Annotated in this window: 17 protein-coding genes; 9 read left to right on the forward strand and 8 right to left on the reverse strand. The window is 65.6% G+C overall.

All coding sequences use genetic code 11. The features are described 5' to 3' along the window. The first annotated feature begins 152 nt into the window (after positions 1-152). The 5 genes from C7I55_RS28940 (at position 153) to C7I55_RS17245 (ending at position 4240) form a co-directional block, all read left to right on the forward strand. Positions 153-710, forward strand: a complete 558-nt coding sequence (locus C7I55_RS28940; RefSeq protein WP_233222264.1) for an HNH endonuclease — start codon at positions 153-155, stop codon at positions 708-710. Positions 711-1075: 365 nt separating this feature from the next. Next, the gene (locus C7I55_RS17230; RefSeq protein ID WP_106514234.1) at positions 1076-1264 is read left to right on the forward strand and encodes a hypothetical protein; all 189 of its coding nucleotides are present in this window, start codon (positions 1076-1078) and stop codon (positions 1262-1264) included. A gap of 6 nt (positions 1265-1270) precedes the next feature. Then, positions 1271-1837 (forward strand): ABC-three component system protein, encoded by a 567-nt coding sequence (locus C7I55_RS17235; RefSeq protein WP_106514235.1) that lies wholly within the window; start codon positions 1271-1273, stop codon positions 1835-1837. Further along, entirely contained in the window at positions 1834-2343 is a 510-nt protein-coding gene (locus C7I55_RS17240) for an ABC-three component system middle component 5 (RefSeq protein WP_106514236.1), read from the forward strand. The genes C7I55_RS17235 and C7I55_RS17240 overlap by 4 nt, the downstream gene beginning before the upstream one ends. After that, a complete protein-coding gene (locus C7I55_RS17245) occupies positions 2330-4240 on the forward strand; it encodes an ATP-binding protein (RefSeq protein WP_158266467.1) in 1911 nt (636 codons plus the stop codon). The genes C7I55_RS17240 and C7I55_RS17245 overlap by 14 nt, the downstream gene beginning before the upstream one ends. A gap of 188 nt (positions 4241-4428) precedes the next feature. Here the strand turns inward: C7I55_RS17245 and C7I55_RS27785 are convergent, their stop codons facing one another. The 4 genes from C7I55_RS27785 to C7I55_RS17260 form a co-directional block, all read right to left on the reverse strand. Beyond that, on the reverse strand, positions 4429-4749 hold the full coding sequence (locus C7I55_RS27785; protein ID WP_146151055.1) for a hypothetical protein: 321 nt from the start codon (positions 4747-4749) through the stop codon (positions 4429-4431). Positions 4750-4768: 19 nt separating this feature from the next. Then, a complete protein-coding gene (locus C7I55_RS17250) occupies positions 4769-5440 on the reverse strand; it encodes a hypothetical protein (RefSeq protein ID WP_106514238.1) in 672 nt (223 codons plus the stop codon). Continuing rightward, positions 5437-6000 (reverse strand): hypothetical protein, encoded by a 564-nt coding sequence (locus tag C7I55_RS17255; RefSeq protein ID WP_106514239.1) that lies wholly within the window; start codon positions 5998-6000, stop codon positions 5437-5439. Before C7I55_RS17255 ends, C7I55_RS17250 begins: the two co-directional genes overlap by 4 nt. A gap of 489 nt (positions 6001-6489) precedes the next feature. Continuing rightward, positions 6490-7443 carry a DMT family transporter gene (locus tag C7I55_RS17260; RefSeq protein WP_106514240.1) on the reverse strand — a complete coding sequence of 318 codons (954 nt, stop codon included), beginning with the start codon at positions 7441-7443 and terminating at the stop codon, positions 6490-6492. 246 nt (positions 7444-7689) lie between these two features. On the opposite strand from C7I55_RS17260, the gene C7I55_RS17265 reads away from it, so the two are divergent. From C7I55_RS17265 to C7I55_RS17275, 3 genes are all read left to right on the forward strand, one after another. Then, entirely contained in the window at positions 7690-8160 is a 471-nt protein-coding gene (locus tag C7I55_RS17265) for an SRPBCC domain-containing protein (protein ID WP_106514241.1), read from the forward strand. Position 8161: 1 nt separating this feature from the next. Next, on the forward strand, positions 8162-8488 hold the full coding sequence (locus C7I55_RS17270) for an ArsR/SmtB family transcription factor (RefSeq protein ID WP_106514242.1): 327 nt from the start codon (positions 8162-8164) through the stop codon (positions 8486-8488). A gap of 274 nt (positions 8489-8762) precedes the next feature. Then, positions 8763-9791, forward strand: a complete 1029-nt coding sequence (locus C7I55_RS17275; protein ID WP_106514243.1) for an oxidoreductase — start codon at positions 8763-8765, stop codon at positions 9789-9791. 42 nt (positions 9792-9833) lie between these two features. On the opposite strand, the gene C7I55_RS17280 is transcribed toward C7I55_RS17275, so the two are convergent. The 4 genes from C7I55_RS17280 to C7I55_RS17295 are packed head-to-tail and all read right to left on the reverse strand — an operon-like array spanning position 9834 to position 14690. Beyond that, positions 9834-11099 (reverse strand): Gfo/Idh/MocA family protein, encoded by a 1266-nt coding sequence (locus C7I55_RS17280; RefSeq protein WP_106514244.1) that lies wholly within the window; start codon positions 11097-11099, stop codon positions 9834-9836. After that, positions 11096-11914 carry an FAD:protein FMN transferase gene (locus C7I55_RS17285; protein WP_106514245.1) on the reverse strand — a complete coding sequence of 273 codons (819 nt, stop codon included), beginning with the start codon at positions 11912-11914 and terminating at the stop codon, positions 11096-11098. Before C7I55_RS17285 ends, C7I55_RS17280 begins: the two co-directional genes overlap by 4 nt. Before the next feature lie 41 nt (positions 11915-11955). Then, a complete protein-coding gene (locus C7I55_RS17290; RefSeq protein WP_106514246.1) occupies positions 11956-13269 on the reverse strand; it encodes a Gfo/Idh/MocA family protein in 1314 nt (437 codons plus the stop codon). A gap of 14 nt (positions 13270-13283) precedes the next feature. Further along, the gene (locus C7I55_RS17295) at positions 13284-14690 is read right to left on the reverse strand and encodes a 3-keto-disaccharide hydrolase (protein WP_106514247.1); all 1407 of its coding nucleotides are present in this window, start codon (positions 14688-14690) and stop codon (positions 13284-13286) included. 258 nt (positions 14691-14948) lie between these two features. Between C7I55_RS17295 and C7I55_RS17300 the strand changes: the two genes are divergently transcribed. Beyond that, positions 14949-15695 (forward strand): FadR/GntR family transcriptional regulator, encoded by a 747-nt coding sequence (locus C7I55_RS17300; RefSeq protein WP_106514248.1) that lies wholly within the window; start codon positions 14949-14951, stop codon positions 15693-15695. Positions 15696-15862 lie beyond the last annotated feature (167 nt).

The following is a 15862-nucleotide window of genomic DNA, read 5'->3' on the forward strand; positions in this document are numbered from 1 at the left end:
CCTTCCGCGCCGGGCATGTACCTCGCGCTGATCGAGCCGGGAACTTATCTCGATTTCGCAACCCCGGTGCCGTTCACGGACGGGAGCGGTGCGCTTGTGGAGGAGGCCTGCTCAACGAAGCCGGCGCCATTTCCGGCCGGGCGCAGGCGGCGGTGCGTGGCCTCTCGGCCAGCGACTTCACCCGGATCATCGAAGCCGGCCTTGCCGAGCCGAGCCCCTTGCTGCCGCGCCTCGGCAGCGCAGAGACGGAGTCGGACCAGGCCGTCCGCGAGGATCACGCGCCCTTTGCGTTCGACGAAGCGCGGGAGCGTGTCGCCATGCTCGTCTCGCGCGTGGTGCGCGACCGCGTGTTCCGCCGCATCGTCCTGCGCGCCTATGATGAGCGCTGCGCGGTCACCGGCCTCAAGCTGATCAACGGCGGCGGCCGCGCCGAGGTCGAGGCCGCGCACATCCGCCCGGTCGAGGCGAACGGCCCCGACATCGTCAGCAACGGCCTGGCGCTCTCAGGCACGGCACACTGGATGTTTGATCGCGGCCTGATCGGGATCGATGACGATATGCGGATCATTGTCTCACGTCAGGCGAATGATCCGGCGAGCATCCGGGGCGTGATCAATCCGAGTGAGCGGCTGATCCTGCCGCCCCGGGTCGCGGACCGACCGCATCCGCATTTCGTCACCTGGCATCGGGAGCACTGCTTCAAGCAGTGACGGTCGCGGAACAATCAAAGGCGCAGGCGAGCGGTCGGATCGCTGTTCCGGTATTGTCCCTCCAGGCTGCCCTACGTTCCGAGGTCCGCTAAGCGGCAATCTCGGACATTCACCGGCCCCGCGCTTGACCCCGAAAGCCGCAGTTCGTTCATGCAGAAAGAACGGTCTCCCCCGGTAGGGATCGGCCGGTCCTCTACGTTAGTTCCGCGCTGATGCCCGACTGCTTCTTCCACCCGATGTCGCGTGGGGAGTGCTGCGCTTCGTCAACCCAGACCGTTCCGCCTCAATACACGCCCGGAGTGCGACAAGTCTTGTAAGGCGGCGCCGGTGCTGGCATCAATTGCCCGGACGGGGGGAACACTTAGATGCCTGATTTCTTGGTTCAGCACTGGAAAGAGATCTTGGCGGTCGTCGCTGCGCTCGTGGCGGGCGGCGTGGTCATCAAGTTGATCTCTATTCGCGTGTCCAGTTCTTCGAACAGGGTCGATCAGCGAGGTGCGAGATCCAGAGGCGACATCGTCGGGCGAGACAACAACCGCAACCGGCGGGGCTGAGCACCTTTGGCGGACTCGAACGACGTCAATCAGCAGGGTGCGAGCGCGGGCCGCAATCTTGTTGGGCGTGACGACAACTCGGTCAACGTCTGGTTGCCTGGCGACAGTCAGGTGAGCGTGCTCGTCAAGCAGCTCGATCGCGAGATCCACGCCGACGAGATCCGCGAGCAATGGATCGACAGCCTGCAGTTCTTCGAGGAGCAGTTCGTCCCGGACGGGATCAGGGGACTTGAGGCCAAGCTCGCCAGGTGCGGACGGCCCGACAAGGTGAGGCTGGCGCTCCGGCACAAGGAGCTCTTCGTCAAGTTTCTCAACCGCTACTCCCTCTACGGGGCCGCGCAGGAGCTGCTCGCTCTCTGCCTGCATCGCATCCACGCGGAATTCGAGACCCACGTCCATCCCGCGTGCGGCAGCAGCGATGGCGCCGAGATCGACCGGATTGTGTCGGAGAAAGTCGTGCAGGCGGTCGTTACTGAGTATGGGCTGGGGACCTTCGCCCTTAATCATGGATTGGTGCTGGGCATGACCTACTGGTTGGCCGACCGCTGTTACGTACGCTGGCACGCGGCGTGACGCAGCTCGTCTACCACCCGGCATTCGACCCGTACAACGCGCTGCTCCGCACATGCCGTCTGCTGGACGAGATGGCGGACGGTATCGACGTCACCGCTTTACGCGTGCTCGACTTCCTGCTCCTCTTCCCTGAGCATCTGGCTGCCGTGCGCCTATCGCCGGCGCTCAAGGGGGCCGTGCGCCGGCTGAAGGCGCAACCGCGATTCCCCTATGATCGCCTGCCGACGCCCCGGGCGTTGTTCAGGAGGATGGCGGCGCCTTACGAGGCTGCCGTGCAGACCCTAGTCTCGCGCGGGCTGGTGGACGTTGACGAGAAGACGGGGGTCATGCGGCTGAACGAAGGCGTGGTGCCGGCCTCGCTCATGTCGCTCACCAAGCTGCGGAACGAGGAGGAGGCCGACCTAATGTCGGTGCTGCAGCAGCTCGGCGGCGAGTATTCGGCGTACGGCCCGGGTGGGTTGAAGGACCGCTCCCATCTCGATGAATTCCTGTATGACGCTGTTTAGGCCGACCCTGGTAATCCGCGAGGTGGCGGTCTACCGGGGCTCGTCGTACGCGTATCGCGCGAGCCTCCACGACGGCGTGAACATCATCGCCGGCGAGAACAGCTCCGGTAAGAGCACGATCCTCAGCCTGATCGTGTACGGATTGGGAGCGGACATCTCCAACTGGAGCGAGCAGGCTCAGCTCTGCGACCGGGTCTCGCTGGAGGTGGAGTGCAACGGGAACGTGGCCACCTTCTCGCGCTTGATATCGGCGAAGTCCGGTCAGCCGATGGAGATTTTTGCCGGGTCGATCGGGCAGGCGGAGAAGGCATCGGTTTCCGAATGGATGCGGTTCCCCTACCGCACGTCCGGCGAGCGGGAGAGCTTTTCCCAGGCGGTATTCAATCTTCTCGCCCTGCCGGAACTGCAGACCGACACGTCGGGCAAGCTTACCATGCATCAGCTGCTGCGTTTGATGTACTCGGATCAACTAAGCGCGGTGGACCACATTTTCCGCGACGAAAACTTCGACTCGCCGCAGCTGCGCGAGGCGATCGGACGATTCCTGATGGGTGCCTACGATACCGACATCTATGCGAACCAGCTACGCATCCGCGAGCTCGAAAAGGAGTTCGCAGCGGCCGACGCGACCTTGCGGGGGATCTATGCGCTGCTCGCTGACGTCAACCACAGCCTAACCCTGGAGTGGGCGGCGGCGGAGCGCCGGAATGTCGAGGAGCAGCTGATCCGGCTTGGAGAGGAGGCGTCTCAGGCGGAGGCGGCGCTCTACGAAGAGGACGGCGAGGACGTCGTCTCACTAGAGCCGCAGCGTCGCGCCCTGGACGCCGTGCGCACGGCTCAGAACGAGCTCGCCTCCGTCGACCAGCAGATTGAGGGGCTGCGGCTCGAACGAGCCGATTCGGAGATCTTCCTCGCCACGCTGACGCGCAAGATCGATGCCCTGCGGGATTCCGCGACCGTTGCCGAGGCGATCAGCGAGGTCGAGTACAGTTGGTGTCCCGCATGCTTCGCGACGCTGCCGTCGCACGACAACCCCCATACCTGCCGCCTGTGCAAGGCGCCCATGGACGAGGAGCGGATGCGCCGCAGGGTCGTTGGACAGCTCAACGAGCTGCTCGTCCAGCAGAAGCAATCGACCAGCGTGCAGGCGGACCGGGACCGCGAGCTGGCGGAGCTGGACGATAAGCGGGCCGCGGTGTTCGCTCGGTGGAAGGACGCCGCGGCGCGGCTGCGCACGGCCAAGCGCACTCCGCAGAACGAGACTAGGCAGAGACTCGCGACGCTCAACGAGCAGATGGGCTATCTGCGGCGGGAACTGGAGGAGATCGCGAGGCAGGAGCGCCTGATAGCGAGACTGGACGCGCTATCGACCAAAAAGGCGGACCTCACCGCCGAGTTGACGCGGCTGAGGGACATGAACGAGCGTCTGGCCGCGACCCAGCAGGAGAGGCTGTCGAATGCGTACCAGCGCGTCGAGCGCGAGACGCTCGCCTTGCTGCATCACGACCTACCTCGCCAGGATTCGTTCGAGAAGGCCAAGAGCGTTTCCTTCGACTTTAAGCGCGACGCCATTTCCGTGGACGGGCATACCTACTCGTCGGCATCCTCGACAATCTACCTCAAGAACGCTCTGCTCTCCTCTTTTCTTGCCGCGGCGGCCGAGGACCCCGGCTTCCGGCACTTCCGTCTGCTCATTCTGGACACGATCGAGGACAAGGGCATGGAGCCGGAGCGTAGCCGGAACTTCCAGCGGCTGATTGCCGAACGGTCGGCCTCGCTGACGGCGCGGCACCAGATCATCTTCGCTACGGCGATGATCAGCCCGGAGCTGGACAACGCCGAATACGTGATCGGTCGGAAGTCGACGCACGCGGAGCGTACGCTCTTGGTCGGCTGAACCCAGATGAATTCGCAGGGCCCGTACTTAGATTCTTGGGCGAGGCGGCCCCGGTGTTGGTGGCAGCCTGATATGCGCTGGATGAACGAACGTGCGCTCCTCGAAGTCTCCACGCGTGGCCGAACACCAATTCTTGGTTGTCTCGGCTTGCCCACGTGCATGAAGGAGCGTCCGCTTCTCGCGCTTGATCACCTGAAAGCTGCTAGTGTCCTGAGTCTGAAGTTCGCTGGTTTGGCGGTGTGATTTGACTCAGACTCGTCCGCATCAGGGAGGCGGGCGATGGGACGACTTGCAGTGGTGGAGCTTTCGGAGGCTGAGCGGAGCGAGCTCACCTCGATTTCGGCGAGCAGATCCTCGGGCGTCGGAGGATCTTCTTTCCCAAAACGGGCGGCAAGAAGCCTGAGAGTTGGACGATTACGTGCGACCTGCCGATCCCCTTCAGCGTGTTGCCACAGGAGGATCTCGAACTCATTGCCCGCGAGTTGCTCGAGCAGAGCTACGGTGATCATGGCCCTACCGCTCGCCACCTCAACGCGCTTGGAAGTTTCGAAATACCTTTTCGAAGGAGCCGCGAAGCCGCATTTCCCGATCGGGAGTCAACGGGGAAAGTCCGATCTCGAATTCTTTCTTGTGTCGGGAAAATAGCTTGTCCACTGACCCGGCGTTCTGCGTTGACACGAAAAAGCGGCCATCTGCATAGATGTCGTCAATCAATCCGAGGTAGGATCGACCGAGATCGACACCAAGTGTGCTGCTGAGGTAATACTTACATTCGACCGACAAAATGACCTTGCTTGATCGAGGGTGAACGCTGTTGAAACGGCAGGTGTTGGCTTCGTCCTGGTAGACCACCGCGACGTCGCACTCATGATTTACTCGCGACTTACCAGATACATAGATGCCGACATGCGCCTCAAGCACCGGCGCCCCTCGAGGGAAGCGTATCTCAGCGTGGCAATAATCATGGAGGGTGGAGAAGATTGAGGTGGGCGCCGTGCGGAAGTAGAATGCTGTCGCAGGCATTCCAGAGCGCGTTACCAGACTGATCGATGCTCCCTCTCGACGCGCGGCCTCCAGCACTAGCGCCCAGATGTAGCACTCATAGAGGTCGTTTCCTGCCGAAATCGCGGACAGGTTGGCGCTCGTTGCCGTGGCGATCGTGGCGCTTATGTCACTCCACATGTCGGATCGCAGCGTCATTCGTCAGTCCCTAACTGGCTCGTGAACTGTCGAGAGGGGAGGCCCGCCTCTCTCGAGATCTCGTCCAGCAGGCGCCCAAGCTTAAGCGTGGCCAAGTCTGATTGCGCAATCGTGACCGACGAGATCGGCTGCACTACTTCGGTTGCGTCATCATCGCCAACGCCAACTCGATGGACCACAACCCCCTGCGCTGCCGTGGCTGGAGGTATACTCCTCTTGACCATTCCTATGACTCGGGAGGCCATCATCTTGGGTGCGAGAAAAGCCACACCGAGAGCGGCCACGAGCATGTCCAGCTGCTCAAAATTGCTGTATTCTTCCTTTCCGACGAAGTCCCCAGTCGTTGTTGCCCCTCCCCGGGGGACGCCGGCTAGTTCGTCTATGCCTGGGCTTTGCCGAACCTTGAGTTTCCGCTCTACCTGTCTGCCAGCCTCCACGTCTGAACGCCACTGGTTTAAGACATCAAGGATCCCATTCGCGGTCGGTTCAGATGCGAACTGGCGCACCGCTGCCTCAAGATGTGTGACGAGGCGCGCTGCCTCGGCATCCGTCATCGCCATCCATGGAGCCTTAGATAAGCTGGTGTAGAGGCTGAGCCCTCGGGCTGGTAAGCGGCTCTTTGTTCTTCTCGTCGAGTAAACCAACGCCGCTGAGCTTTTCAAGCTTCTCTTTCTATACGGCTACGTTCCCTTGCCTTTCATCAACCTGCAACCTCGACATAGTTCGAACGCCACCTCAGACCCGGGTCGATCGAGCTTGGCGGCCAAAACCGCCGTGTCCACTGGGGCGGTTGAATTCTGGTCGCTGTCCGAGCGCCGGGACCGCCGTCCTACCTTTCTGTCACTGGAGCGAAAAGTCGGTTCCTGTTGACCATCGGGACTTCGGTCTTGCGCGCCTGGTTGCCGATCGCCGTTGACACGCCCTGGGCGTTGCAAGGCAAACCTCCTAGACCTTCGGAGCCGCTCTTGGGCTGGACTGCGACCTGCGGCGGCGCGACCCACACCGCTCGAGGTCCGCCGCTTTGCGACGGGCGAGATCCGACGCAGGGGTCATCGGGATGTTTGCCCTGACAAGCAAGCTTCGACGCCGCTCGCCGTCCCGCCGACTTCGCACCCCGCCCGCTCCCGGTCCGGCCGGATCGCGAACCAAGCCGCCGCAAGGAGCACGGCCATGCCCGCCACCTGCGTGCGCGACACGTCCTCTCCAAACACCAGATGCCCGGCCGCGACCGCGACGACCGACGAGACGAAGGCATAAGAACCGGAGCGAGACGAGCCCCAGACCCGCAGCAGGTGCAGGTAGATGGTGTAGCCGAGCAGCGAGCCGAACAGGACGAGGAACAGCCAGCCGCCGATCGCCGGCGCGGGCCAGGCGGTTTGGAGCATCGCCGGTGCGCGCGGCTCGACGAGGAGGGAGATGCCGAGGAGCAGGGCACCGCCGGTCACCATGGTGACGCAGGCGAGCCAGAGGGAGCTGTAGCGGGCCATGAGCGGGCGCGAGAGCACGGCGCCCCAGCCGTAGACCAATGCCGCGCCGGACACCGCTGCCAGCCCCGCGAGACTGGACCCTTCGGTGGTCGCCGCGGGCGCGAACAGGATGACGATTCCGGCGACGCCGAGGACGATCGCGGCGGCGCGCCGCCGGCTGAAGCGCTCGTCGCCGAGCATCAGCGCGAAGGCGAGGAGCGCAACCGGAGTCAACGACATCTCGAGCACCGCGGCCAGGCCAGAGGAGACATATTGGACGCCCCAGAAGAGCAGGCCGTAGCAGGTCGTCATCACCAGGAGGGACACGGCGAGCAGACGCGGGATGTCGGCGATCGCCGGAACCACCAGCGACCGCCGGAGCGCCAGCAAGGCGGCGAGCACCAGGCCTGCGGCCAGGAAGCGAGTCCCGGCGAAGAGAAGGGGCGGGACCGTCTCGATCCCGAATTTCATGGCGATCCAGGTCGTGCCCCAGATGGCGCAGAGCAGCAGGAAGAGCAGGATCTCGCGGGACGCCATCGCTGAATCAGGATCCGGCTGTCGGCCGAAGCGGGGCTTGGCCCGGTGCCGCGGTTTGAAGAACGCGGCAGGGATGGGGGCACGGCATGCCGGGCTTCTACGGGCCGCATTCCGGCCAGGGTAACTGAATTAGCGTCGTTGCTGATAAGCCCGGCTTATCGAAGCGGCAACTCAAAACTGAAGTCATGGCTTGACTATCTTCTCACCGTTGATACTGAAGTCAAAACTTCAGCAAGGAGAATCGCCGTGTCTGCCAACGTGATCCATTCGAGTTTCTCGCTCTCCCGGGTGCTGCCAGCGCCGCCAGCGCGGGTGTTCGCGGCCTTTGCCGATCCGGACATCAAGCGGCGCTGGTTCGCCGAAGGGGACCAGCACGACGTCGAGGAGTTCGCCGCCGATCTGAGGGAGGGTGCGACCGAGCGGCTGCGCTACCGGTTCCGCGACGGCACGCCGTTCGCGGGACAGGCGATCAGCAATGCCGACATGGTGCTGAACCTGGTGCCGGAGCAGCGGATCGTCTGGGCGTCGAAGATGGCGTTTGGGGAGGCGATGATCTCGGCCGCTCTGGTCACCGCCGAGCTGATGCCGCACGCTGATGGAACGGAGCTGGTGCTGACCTTCCAGGGCGCCTTCTTCGAAGGGGCGGACGGGCCCGAGATCCGCGAGATGGGCTGGCAGGTGTTGCTCGGCCGGCTCGAGGGCGTGCTAAAGGCGTAGGATGAACCGACCGGACAGCACCCACGCGGATCGGATCTTCCAGGCGCTGGGGGACGCGACCCGGCGGCGGCTGATCGACCTGCTCGGCAGCGGACCGCGCTCGGTGTCCGAGCTTGCCGGGCCGCTCGACGTGACGGTGACCGCCGTCATGCAGCACCTCCGGGTGCTGGAGGACTGCGGGCTGGTCGCGACCGAGAAGATCGGGCGGGTGCGCGCCTGCCGGCTTCGGCCCGAGGGGCTCGACGTGCTCGACGCCTGGATCCGGGCGCGCCGATCGACCTGGGAGCACCGCCTCGCCGCCCTGTCGGACATCCTGCGAGAACCCTGAACGCTGGCGACAGACCAGGGCCGCCACCGGCGCCCTCCGGGAGAGCAAGGCGGCGGCGTGGGCGCCCGGGATCCGGACCTCGCGCGCACGAAGGACGGGGGCCCTGCCGCCGTTCGAGCGGAATGCGGCGAACGGCGGTTGTCGTCAGGAGCGGTCGTGGCGCTCTTCGTCGGCGTGTGCGTGGCGCACCGTGCATTTGCGCCGGGGCTTTGCTCCCGGCGCGAACATCGTCACAGGAGGACAGGCGCCTGTCAGCGATCGCCCGGGAGAGGAAATGACGCACGATATCGGAGTGGGCCTCATCGGCTACGGGCTCGGCGGTCGCGCCTTCCACGCGCCCTACGTCCGAGTCACGCCCGGCATGACCTTGCGCGCCGTGGTGTCACGCGATCCCGCCAAGGTCCGGGTCGATCTGCCGGGCATGCGCGTGGTCCCGAGCGTCGATGCGCTGCTCGCCGAATCCGGCATCGACCTGGTGATCGTCAGCAGTCCGGACGACCTGCATGCCGAACACGCGCTGGCGGCGCTCGGCGCCGGCAAGCATGTGCTGATCGACAAGCCATTCGCGACCACCCTCGCCGACGCACGGCGGATTGCGGAGGCGGCCGAGGCCAAGGGCCGCATGGTGACCGCCTTCCACAACCGCCGGTGGGACGCCGATTTCCGGACGCTTCGCCGGATGATCGATGCCGGAACGCTGGGCACCATCGTTCAGTTCGAAAGCCATTTCGATCGCTGGCGGCCGATCCCCGCCCCGCTGTGGAAAGAGGCGCGGCAAGGCGGATCCTGGCTGGATCTCGGCCCGCATCTGGTCGACCAGGCGCTGGCCCTGTTCGGCCGGCCGCTGGCGATCACCGCCGACATTACGACCTTGCGCGCCGGGGCGCCCGCGCCCGATTATTTCCACGCATTGCTGCGCTACGAGCAGCATCGCGCCATCCTGCATTCGAGCAAGCTGGCCGCGCAGCATGGCCTGCGCTTCGCGGTACACGGCACGCAGGGAAGCTGGATCAAGCACGGTCTTGATGCCCAGGAAGCGGCGACCGTCGCAGGCCGGCTGCCCGAGGGCGCCGATTGGGGCTTGGATCCGGTTCCCGGCCTGCTCACGCGTGGGGACGATCCGTCGACACCGGTGCCGGTGGCGAACGAGCCGGGCGACTATCGCTTGTTCTGGCAGGCGCTGGCCGCCGCATTGCGCGGCGACGGCGCCAACCCGGTTCCGGCCTCCGCCGCCGTCGCCGTCATGGAGGTGCTCGATGCCGGGATGCGCAGCGCGCTGGAGGGACGCGAAATCACCCTTTGAGGCGAGGGGCGACCATGAAGGTCGTCGCACCTTCCGACCGGCTCAAATATCGACGAGCGACGACGGCCAGTCGACCGGCCGGCCGCTGTCCATCGCATCCTCTCCCATCAGCGACGTAACGCTGGCATGATAGGCCTGGCGCAGCAGTCCCGGTGCGGGAACGCCGCTGCGCACCGCTTCGCCGAAGACCTCGAACTGCAGCATCGTCTCGTCATATTCGCCCCAGCCCAGCGACTCGCCCGGCGTCGTCACCGGCAGCTCCGGGAACCAGGTCGCGCCGCCGATCGGCACCGGGCGCTTGCGGCCCGCCTGGACGTCCTCCCCCATCTTTCGCAAGGCGGGGACGCCGGGCGGCTTTTCCTGATAGATCCGGCCGAGTTCGGGCTCGATCGTGCCCTTGCTGCCCTGGATCTGCTCCTCGCAGCCGTAGCGCGCATTGTTGAGCAGCGACGTGTAGACGAGCTTGCGGCCGCCGGCATAGTCGAAGACCAAAGCAACCTGATCGTAGACCTCGCGCCCATCCTTCCAGAAGCAGATGCTTCCCGACCCGATCACGCGGGTGGGCGGCGCCTCGAGGAACCAATTGCCGACCTGAAGCTGGTGGGTCGCGAGCTCGGTCATCAGCCCGGCCGAGCTGTCGCGATACAGGCGCCAGTTGATCTTCCGCTCCAGATCGCTGCCGGCGGGCACCGCGCGGCGCCAGCTGGTGTTGCGGTGCCAGCTCGCGCGGATCTGGGTGACGGGCCCGATCTCGCCGGCCTTCACCCGCTTCAGCGCGTTGAGATAGGTCGGGTTGAACATCCGCTGATGGCCGATCTGCAGCACCTTGCGGCGATCCTGCGCGCGCTTCACCATCGCGCTGCAATCGGCGATCGTTCGCGCCATCGCCTTTTCGCACCAGACGTGCACCCCGGCATCGAACGAGTCGAGGGTCTGCGCCGCGTGGACATGGAGGGGCGTCGCGATGACCACGGCGTCGATCCCGCCCGCGTCCAGCATCGCGCGATGATCGGCGAAGGCGGGCGTCCCCCCGGGAACGAGCGCGCGGCCCTTGACCAAATTCGGCTCGTAATCGTCGCAGATCGCCGCCACCGCGCAATTGCGAGTCTTGGCGATGTTGCGGATCAGCGTGCGCCCGCGATCCCCGGTGCCGATCACGCCCAGGCGGACGCGATCCTTCTGCCCAGGCGCGGCGCTCGCGGCAAAGGCAGCCCAGGGCGCGGCGGCCGCCATTCCCGCGCCGGCCGACGCCTTCAGCACATGATCGATGAACGACCGGCGGGTCAGATCAAAATCCTTGTCGATCATCGTATCACGGTCTCCGCTGGCGGAACGGAGATCCCCGTTTCACCGGTAAAATCAAACAGAAAGCGGCGCGCGGGCTCCCCGTCAAGGAAGCGCTTCGCCTGATCGCCATCGGCGACGAGCAAGGCCGTGCTCATCATCTCCGCGCGGGCGCCGCTGCGCGCGCAGGCGACCGCCGTGCGCCGGCCGGTGACGATCGTTCCATCGCCAGGGCGGATCATCGGCGCACGATCGGGCGCATAGGTTCCCTCGCCGACGGTGGACGAGATCGACAGCGCCGAATCCTCCAGTTCGAGCTCCAGCAGGATGCGGTCCGGCTGCAGCGGATGCGGAATGGCGAACGGCCATCGCCCGCCAAGCGGATGCTCGCCGACCACCGCGATCGAGCTCTCTCCGGCCGACAGCAGCGCCGAGACTCGGTCCGCCCGCCGCAGGACGTCGCAGGCCCGATCGAGCGCGAAGCCCTTGCCGAAACCGCCGAAGTCGAGCGCGAGCGGGCGCAGCGCACGGATGCGGGCATCCTCGCGATCGAACAGGACCATGTTCCATCCCGCCCCGCCGGTGGAGACATCCGCTGCGGGATCGAACAGGCCCTCCATCGCCTGGTAGGCGTGGTCGATCTCGACCAGCGCATCGAACAGCAACGGGTCGTCGATGGCGGCGGGGCTGCCGGCGGCCAGGCTATCGTTGAGCGCGGTCGTCGGGGACGGGCGATGGATGGTCAGCGCATCATCGACGGCCTCGATCGCGCGCCGGGCTTCGATCATCGAACCGTCCTCGGCCGTTCCGAACAGATGCAGCTCGATGCGGGTGCCCATGGCGAGGAACCGTTCGACATGCGGCGTGGGTGGAGCGGAGGTCAGGCCTTCACCTCCCAGCCGGGTTCATAGTCGACCGACCACAATTTCATCGCCTCGGGGCTCGACGGCCGCCCGGTCGCCTCGTCCAGGGTCAAGGTCGTGCCGGTTCGATAGGCGATGTTGCCGAGGTGACAGAGCGTCGTGCTGATATGGCCTTCGCGGATCGGCGACGCCAGCGCGCTTGCCCGGCCGCGGATCACGTCGACGAAGTTGCCGGCATGATAGACGTCGAGCGCGCCCTCGCCGACCGTCCCGGTTGTCTCGGAGCTGGCGGGCGCGGCGACCTGCCGGATCTGCTTGCCGGCAAGATCGAACAGCTCGAAGCCGTTGCGGTCGACGATCGCCGATCCCCTGGTGCCCAGGAACAGCACGCCGCGGCCGCGGCCGTAGCGCGGCATCGCATTGCAGCTGTTGCCGTCCCACCGGATCGTGCGGCCATCGGCATAGACGAGATCGAGCGCGAGCGTGTCGTACATTTCCCAGTCGTCGCCGCGATAGAATCGCCGCGATCCGCGGGCGGACACCGTCTTTGGATAGGCCAGGCCCATCAGCCAGCGCGCCACATCCAGCTCGTGCATGGCGTTGTTGCAGGTCTCGCCGGTTCCGTACTTCCAGAACCAGTGCCAATTATAGGGCACCAGGTTCGAGCGATAGGGACCCCGCGGGCGCGGACCCTGCCACATGTTCCAGTCGAGATGCGCCGGCGGCGGAACCTCCTGGCCGCGGCCGATCGAGATACGGTTGTTCGCGTACCAGGTCTGCGCCTCGTAGACGTCGCCGAGCAGCCCGGCACGGACGAGCTCGGCGAGCGCGCGCGTTTCCTTGCTCGATCGCTGCTGATTGCCGACCTGCAGGAGGCGCCGGGTGCGCTGCTGCACCGCGATCAGCGCTTCGCCTTCGGCCGGCGCCATGCCGATCGGCTTTTCGAGATAGACGTCCCGGCCGGCATCCATCGCGTCGATTGCAAGCTTGGCATGCCAATGGTCGGGCGTCGCGACGGTGACGATGTCGACCGACTTGCGATCGAGCAAGCGGCGATAGTCGCTCTCGGTCTGGGGCGCGGCATGTCCCCTGGCGGCGAACTCGCCCGCGCGCTTGGCCAGAACACGCGAATCGACGTCGACGAGATGGGTGACGGCGACGTTGGGAAGCTTGGTGAAGGCGCTCATATGCGCCTGTCCGCGACCGTTCACGCCGACGACCGCAACCCGGAGGCGATCGTTCGCGCCCTTGATCTGTGCATAGCTGCGCGCGCTCATCGCCATGCCCAGCGCCGCGCCGGCGCCCTTGATCATCGTCCGCCGGTCGAACATCGGTCCCGCTCTCCTCACAATTCGCGCAGCTTGAGAGAACGGAAATCGACCCGATCGCCGTGATCCTGGAGCAGGATCGGCCCGGCGTCCCATTCGCCGAACTTCGGCCATTTGGCATATTTGCTTTCGGCGACGAGCGCCCGGAAAGCGGGCGACCCGCGTTCGTATTCGACCACCTTGTAGCCGTTCAGCCAATGCTCGACATGCCGGCCGCGAACCACGACGACGGCGCGGTTCCACTCGCCGGGCGGGTTGAACCGCTTGTTCGGGTTGGCAGGGTCGGACAGGTTTCGTGCGGTGATGAGGTCGTAGAGGGAGCCGAGCGTACGATTGCCGTCGCGGCCCATCTTGGCGTCGGGATGGCGGGCGTCGTCGAGCAGCTGGAACTCCAGCCCGATCGCCGACCCGTCGCCCTTCAGAAGATCCGGATCGACGAAATATTTGATCCCGCTGTTGGCGCCGGGCGTCAGCCGGAAATCCACCGACAGCTCGAAATCCCGATAGTCCCGGGTGGTGATGATATCGCCGCCATTCGTCGACTCCGCACCGTCGGCGCCGTCCACCGACAGGATGCCGTCCCGTATCGACCAGCCCTTGGCCGGGAAGCCGGGCGCCTTGGCGCTGCGCCAGCCATCGGTCGTCCTGCCGTCCCAAAGCAGTTTCCAGCCGGCGCCCCGCTCCACGTCGGTGAGCCGATTGGCCAGCCATCCCTGCTGCTCCAGCCTGGTCGCCGGGGAGGCGAAGCGGGCCGGCGAATCGGTGATGATCCGCACCTTGCGGAATCGCACTTCCGGCTGCCGCTGGGCTTGCGCATCCGGCAGGGCGTGGACCTGGAACGCGATGAAGCCGCGCGCATCGACATCGTCGGCGACGTCGGCGGCAGGGACTCCGTTGACGAAGGTGCGCAGGCGGTTGCCGATCGCTTCTACCCGGTAGTGGTTCCAGTCGCCGGAGCGGAAGGCGCGCCGCGCGGCGTCGTTGCGCCCGAGCGTGTACAGCCATTGCCGACGCTGCTCGTCATAGATCCCCCCGCTCCAGGCGCGGGCGGAGGGATCGATTTCCGCCTGATAGCCGTGGACCACGCCGCCGCGGTAATCGGGCTTGCTCTGGCCGCGGATCATCACGCCCGAATTCAGGATCGTGTCGGTCTTCGCCTCGAACTCGAGGATGAAATCGCCATATTGGTCGTCGGACACCAGCCAGCTGTTGGCCGATCCCAGCGCCGCACGGCCGACGAGCTCGCCGCCGGTGACGTCGAACACGGCGTTCCCGCCAGCCTTGTGCCACCCGGTCAGCCCGCCGCGAGGCGTGACGTCCCGCCACGGCGCCTGGGTCTGAGCCGCAGACGGTGCCGGCGCCAGCGCGATCAGCGGCGCTGCGGCAACGGCCAGAAACGCGATCCTTGCGATCCTTGCGTGCATGATGCTTCCTCTCCTCTTTTCTGTTCTCGATTGGCAGGGAAGTTTTACCCGACCGCCATCCTGAGCGGCGCTTCAGATCCGATGACGCTGCCCCGCAAGGCGACTCTCCTTTGGCAATGTCGTAAGTTGTGGTCCGGCAACGTGCAATAGGCTGTCAGACATTTCCACGCCAGGATGACAGATGGGCGTGCGCGAAGTAGGATGATCGACGGCATTGGCGCGGGCGTGGGTTGCGCTCGCGGACGAACGGGGAACGGAATGCAAGCGGCTGAACGCGGCGGAAAATTGTATCGCAGGATCGTGCAGGCGATCCTGACCGACATCTCGAACGGCCTGTACCCGGTCGGCTCGCGCCTTCCGCCGGAGCGTGACCTGACCGAACGGTTCAAGGTCAGCCGGCCGACCATAAGAGAGGCGATGATCGCGCTCGAAATGCAGGGCCTGGTCGAGGCGCGCAAGGGATCCGGCGTGTTCGTGCTCGCCTCGTCCACCGTCGAGGTGGATGAAGCGCTCGACATCGGCGCGTTCGAGATTACCGAGGCCAGGCGGCTGCTCGAAGGTGAAGTCGCGGCGGTCGCCGCGACCGAGATTGACGAGGCGCAACTGGCCGAGTTGCGATCGCTGCTGGCGCAGATGGCAGTGGAAGACACTGCTGCGGCGGAGAAGGCCGACCGCCGCTTCCACATCGCCATCGCCGAGGCGACCGGCAATGCGGTGATCATCGCCGCCGTGACGGACTTCTGGGACATGCGCTTCCGCTCGCCGCTCGCCCGCGAAGTTCTCCTCAAGGCGGGCAGCCTGGGGACGGAGAACCGGATGGCCGAACATGGGCGAATCCTGCGGGCGCTCGAGGCCCGATCCCCGGTCGACGCCCGCAACGCGATGCGGGATCACCTCACCCGCGTCATCGACCATCTTCTCGACGTCACCGAGACCGAAGCCGTGGAACGGGCGCGCGCGGAAACGGACCAAAGGCGGCGCGCGCTGGCGCGGCGCACGGTCTGAGGTTCGGCGGGGCCGGATTCGACGAAGCACCCCCGAGATTGGTCAGGCCACAAATGGCGAAGATGTAAGACGCTATTGTGGATCGCAGCTGACAATGTTACCCGACGTGCGGCCTTCACAAGAAAAGCGGTTCAGCATCGCTGCGGCGGACAATCCGCCATCCGGGC

Origin of the sequence: Allosphingosinicella deserti (genome assembly GCF_003012735.1) — a bacterium.
Classification (GTDB): domain Bacteria; phylum Pseudomonadota; class Alphaproteobacteria; order Sphingomonadales; family Sphingomonadaceae; genus Allosphingosinicella; species Allosphingosinicella deserti.

What these genes read in the sequence shown, in the direction of transcription:
- C7I55_RS17295 (WP_106514247.1), bottom strand. Translation starts at nt 14,690, where the DNA reads ATGCACGCAAGGATCGCAAGGATCGCGTTTCTGGCCGTTGCCGCAGCG.
- C7I55_RS17245 (WP_158266467.1), top strand. Translation starts at nt 2,330, where the DNA reads ATGACGCTGTTTAGGCCGACCCTGGTAATCCGCGAGGTGGCGGTCTAC.
- C7I55_RS17280 (WP_106514244.1), bottom strand. Translation starts at nt 11,099, where the DNA reads ATGATCGACAAGGATTTTGATCTGACCCGCCGGTCGTTCATCGATCAT.
- C7I55_RS17250 (WP_106514238.1), bottom strand. Translation starts at nt 5,440, where the DNA reads ATGACGCTGCGATCCGACATGTGGAGTGACATAAGCGCCACGATCGCC.
- C7I55_RS17300 (WP_106514248.1), top strand. Translation starts at nt 14,949, where the DNA reads ATGCAAGCGGCTGAACGCGGCGGAAAATTGTATCGCAGGATCGTGCAG.
- C7I55_RS17255 (WP_106514239.1), bottom strand. Translation starts at nt 6,000, where the DNA reads ATGGCGATGACGGATGCCGAGGCAGCGCGCCTCGTCACACATCTTGAG.
- C7I55_RS17230 (WP_106514234.1), top strand. Translation starts at nt 1,076, where the DNA reads ATGCCTGATTTCTTGGTTCAGCACTGGAAAGAGATCTTGGCGGTCGTC.
- C7I55_RS27785 (WP_146151055.1), bottom strand. Translation starts at nt 4,749, where the DNA reads ATGATCACCGTAGCTCTGCTCGAGCAACTCGCGGGCAATGAGTTCGAG.
- C7I55_RS17275 (WP_106514243.1), top strand. Translation starts at nt 8,763, where the DNA reads ATGACGCACGATATCGGAGTGGGCCTCATCGGCTACGGGCTCGGCGGT.
- C7I55_RS17285 (WP_106514245.1), bottom strand. Translation starts at nt 11,914, where the DNA reads ATGGGCACCCGCATCGAGCTGCATCTGTTCGGAACGGCCGAGGACGGT.
- C7I55_RS17270 (WP_106514242.1), top strand. Translation starts at nt 8,162, where the DNA reads ATGAACCGACCGGACAGCACCCACGCGGATCGGATCTTCCAGGCGCTG.
- C7I55_RS17260 (WP_106514240.1), bottom strand. Translation starts at nt 7,443, where the DNA reads ATGGCGTCCCGCGAGATCCTGCTCTTCCTGCTGCTCTGCGCCATCTGG.
- C7I55_RS17290 (WP_106514246.1), bottom strand. Translation starts at nt 13,269, where the DNA reads ATGTTCGACCGGCGGACGATGATCAAGGGCGCCGGCGCGGCGCTGGGC.